At 64.1% G+C, this 3,260-nt stretch carries 3 protein-coding genes; 1 reads left to right on the forward strand and 2 read right to left on the reverse strand.

The window, feature by feature from the left end:
• On the forward strand, positions 1 to 295 hold a 295-nt coding region (locus EOA22_RS28585), incomplete at its 5' end, for a PhnD/SsuA/transferrin family substrate-binding protein (RefSeq protein ID WP_348629507.1).
• On the opposite strand, the gene EOA22_RS28590 is transcribed toward EOA22_RS28585, so the two are convergent.
• A complete protein-coding gene (locus EOA22_RS28590) occupies positions 260 to 1,615 on the reverse strand; it encodes a Xaa-Pro peptidase family protein (RefSeq protein WP_063168192.1) in 1,356 nt (451 codons plus the stop codon). The genes EOA22_RS28585 and EOA22_RS28590 overlap by 36 nt on opposite strands.
• A gap of 9 nt (positions 1,616 to 1,624) precedes the next feature.
• On the reverse strand, positions 1,625 to 3,260 hold a 1,636-nt coding region (locus EOA22_RS28595; RefSeq protein WP_164755922.1), incomplete at its 5' end, for a glycine cleavage T C-terminal barrel domain-containing protein.

A 3,260-nucleotide genomic window follows, 5' to 3' on the forward strand; every position in this document is an offset into this window, starting at 1 on the left:
GGCCGGCGAAGGCTTGGAGATCTTTTCGTCGCGTAGCGGGAGCGGCGGTCACCGCGCTTCAATCGTCGCCATTGCCGAGGGCTGGGCCGATGTTGCAGCGGTCGACTGCGAAAGCTGGGCGCTGGCGCAGCGCTTCGAGCCAGCAGCGCGGAAAGTCGCGATCGTCGGCTGGACCGGACGGCGCAAAGGCCTGCCGTTCATCACGGCGAGGGCAACGCCGGAAAAGACAGTCAGGGCAATGCGAGAAGCGCTTGCCGGACTATCCGAGCAGCCTCGTATCCAGCGGGTAGGTTGAGAGCTGTTCGTTGCCGGCCTCGGTGATCAGGATCTGCTCTTCGAGCTTGACGCCTTCGCGCCCGCCAAGCCGGCCGATATAGCTTTCCACGCACAGCACCATGCCAGGTTCCAGCACGCCGTCCGGCGTGTCCGATGTCCAGTCGCTGGCATGCGGCAAGGTCGGGTATTCATCGGCCAGACCGACGCCGTGATAGAGCACGCCGTAGCGCGTCGGGAAGCAGTCACCCGGCGGCACCGCCGAGGCTTCGACGAGGTCGCGAAACGAGATGCCTGGCTGCATCAGAGCCGTGTTGTGTTCGATCTGGTCGGCGGCGATGCGGAACAGGGCGCGCTGTTCATTCGACGGGTTTGCATCGCCGCACAGCCAGGTGCGCGACAGGTCGGCGCAGAAGCCGTAGGGGCCGATCAGGTCGGTGTCGAAGGCGACGAGATCGCCAGCCTCGATCTTTCGCGAAGAGCATTCCTGGAACCACGGATTGGTGCGCGGGCCTGACGTCAGCAGTCGCGTCTCGATCCACTCGCCGCCGCGCGCGATGTTGCCACGATGCAATTCCGCCCATAGCTCGTTCTCGGAAATGCCCGGCTTCAGCGCCTGTTCCATCTCGCCCATCGCCGCTTCGCAAGCGACAATCGCCCGGCGCATGGCGAGGATTTCGTCCGGCGATTTGATCAGCCGCGCGTTCTCCATCACGGCTTCGCCATTGCCGATGGAAATGCCGAGGCGAGCCAGCTCCTCGACGCCTTCGGGATTGATGTGGTCGACGGCGATGCGGCTGTTGCCGCTACCATATTCCCTGACCAAATCGGCTATTCCGGCGGCCCAACGGCGGACCTTTTGCTCGGTCAGCTCACCGCCATAGAGATACATCCACGACACCGCCGGCCGCACCTCGTTGACGACGCCGGAATGGTCGGACAGGTGCTCGCAGGAAAAATAATCGAACAGCACCACCGGGCCTTCAGTGGCGACAAAGCAATGCCGCGTCGGATTGTGCGCCACCCAAAGCTGCATGTTGGTGCTGTCGGTGGCGTAGCGGATGTTGACGGGGTCGTAGAGCAGGGCGCCGGCATAGCCGCGCCGCTTCAGCTCGGCGCGGATACGCTCCAGCCGGTATTTTCGCATCGCCGCCAGGTCGGGCGCGGCAATGCCTGCCGCCGCCCACTCAGCCTCGGCCTGCGGGCCATAGCCCAGCACATGCTGGTTGAGCGAACCCGCCTTCTGACGGGAGGCGTCGCGCAAAGCTTCGATCGAGCCCGGCTCGAACGGCATGATCTTGCGGTGGCGGCCAAAGCTGCCCTTCGGCCCCGCGCTGTCCATCGTCGAACCTCAGGTCCGCATCTTCTCGCCGCTCGGATCGAAGGGCGCTTCGACATTGATGCGGGCCGGGCGCCGTTGACCGAGGATCTCGATCTCGAACAGCCCGGCACTTTCGTCCTCGGCAAGCGCTGCGGGGATATAGCCCTGCGCCATCGACTTCTGCACATAATGCGCATAGCCGCCCGACGTGACCCAGCCGACCACGCGCCAGTCGCCGTCGACGATGCCGCGCACGGCGGATGCGCCTTCGGCAGCCTTGGAGCCACGTATTTCCTTGCCGCCCTTGTCGAAGCGCGGCGCGCCATAGCCATGCGGCTTTTCCACCGTGCCGTAGTCCTTGCTGACCTTGGCCCAGATCGGCTCGTCACCCATGACATCGGCGTCGGTGGCATCGACGATGAAGGAGACGCGGCGCAGCTTTGGCCCCTCGGCCTGTTCCTTGGCGGCGGCCTCGCGGCCGATGAAGTCATTCTTCTCGAGCTTGATGAAGCGGTCCATCGCGCCTTCGAACGGTCCATAGATCGGCCGCAACTCGCGGAACCAGGTCGGAAAGTTCTTTTCGAGGCGCATGGAGAGCAGAGCGCGCATGCCGAAATCGACAAGGCCGAATTCCTCGCCGGCGTCCTTGATCGCTTTGTAAACCAGGCGTTCGTAGGCCGGCGCCATCCAGATTTCATAGCCGAGGTCGCCGGTGTAGGTGATGCGGTTGACCATGCAAGGCGCCCCGCCAACAGCGATCTCGCGGAAATCCATGAAACGGAAGGCTTTTGTCGAGACGTCGACATCGACCAGTTTCTGCAGCAGGTCCCGTGATTTCGGCCCGGCGATCGACAGGCCGACCAGCGTCTGGTCGAAGCGGTGGATGCGCACCGTTCCGTCCTTCGGCAGGTGCTTCTCGAACCAGCGCATGTGGTATTTCTGCGCCGCCGAAGAGCCCCAGATCATGAAGCGGTCTTCTGCCGCCTTGGCGATGGTGAAGTCGCCGATCAGCTTGCCGAACTCGTTGAGCATCGGCGTCAGCACGATGCGGCGGGTCTTCGGCATGCGGTTGGTCATCAGCCGGTTGAGGAAATCCTCGGCCGCGGGTCCCGAGACTTCGTATTTGGCAAAATTGGCGATCTCGGTGACGCCGACGCGCTCACGCGTGGCGCGCACTTCCTCGCCGATCGGCCCAAAATCGTTGGAGCGATGGAAGGAGACGATATCCCTGGGTTCCTTGCCTTCAGGTGCGAACCAGAGCGGGGTTTCGAGGCCCCAGCTGTCGCCCATGACCGCGTTGTTGGCCAGCATCGTGTCGTAGAGCGGCGTCGTCTGCGCCGGACGTGCCGCCGGCAGTTCCTCATTGGGGAAGCGGATGGAGAAGCGGCGCGAATAGTTTTCCCGCACCTTGGCGTTGGTGTAGCGCAGGCCGGCCCATTCACCGAAGCGTGTAACATCCATGCCCCAGACATCGAAGCCAGGATCGCCATGCACCATCCAGTTCGACAGTGCCAGACCGACGCCGCCGCCTTGGCTGAAGCCGGCCATCACGGCGCAGGCGCACCAGAAATTGGTCAGGCCCTGCACCGGGCCGACCAGCGGGGTGCCGTCCAGCGCGACGGTGAAGGGGCCGTTGATGAGCTGCTTGCTGCCGGGCTTTTCGATG

Origin of the sequence: Mesorhizobium sp. M7A.F.Ca.US.014.04.1.1 (assembly GCF_003998745.1) — a bacterium.
Taxonomy (GTDB): domain Bacteria; phylum Pseudomonadota; class Alphaproteobacteria; order Rhizobiales; family Rhizobiaceae; genus Mesorhizobium; species Mesorhizobium ciceri.